The sequence below is a fragment of the Bittarella massiliensis (ex Durand et al. 2017) genome, assembly GCF_017566145.1.
GTDB classification, from domain to species: Bacteria; Bacillota; Clostridia; order Oscillospirales; family Ruminococcaceae; genus Bittarella; species Bittarella massiliensis_A.
Genome location: NZ_JABFCL010000039.1, coordinates 1 through 388 on the forward strand (window position 1 = coordinate 1; position 388 = coordinate 388).

2 tRNA genes and 1 rRNA gene are annotated in these 388 nt (G+C 51.5%); all 3 read right to left on the minus strand.

Annotated elements, in window-relative coordinates:
- Positions 1-54 (minus strand): 5S ribosomal RNA (rrf, locus tag HJY11_RS15795); the annotation flags it as partial.
- A 33-nt stretch (positions 55-87) separates the two neighbouring features.
- Positions 88-162, minus strand: a tRNA-Glu gene (locus tag HJY11_RS13350).
- A gap of 49 nt (positions 163-211) precedes the next feature.
- Positions 212-287: transfer RNA gene (locus tag HJY11_RS13355), tRNA-Lys, on the minus strand.
- Positions 288-388 lie beyond the last annotated feature (101 nt).

The following is a 388-nucleotide window of genomic DNA, read 5'->3' on the forward strand; positions in this document are numbered from 1 at the left end:
AACTTCCGTGTTCGGGATGGGAACGGGTGGATCCTACGCGCCATCAACACCGACTATATAATGAACAGCTCTCGCCGTCATTATCTCTGGTGACCCGTGGGGGAATCGAACCCCCGTTACCGGCGTGAGAGGCCGGTGTCTTAACCGCTTGACCAACGGGCCAAATCAATTGCAGAGCAATTGATTTGACTCTTTACTCTGCAATCGCTCTTGGTGCACCATCAGGGACTCGAACCCGGGACCCACTGATTAAGAGTCAGTTGCTCTACCAACTGAGCTAATGGTGCCTAAACAAACTGCCCTGCAGCCCGCCAAACTTCTGTCCGGCTTCTTCTGCAAAAACGCAGCTTGAAAACTGAATAAAGGGGAATAGACTGAATTGAGAACC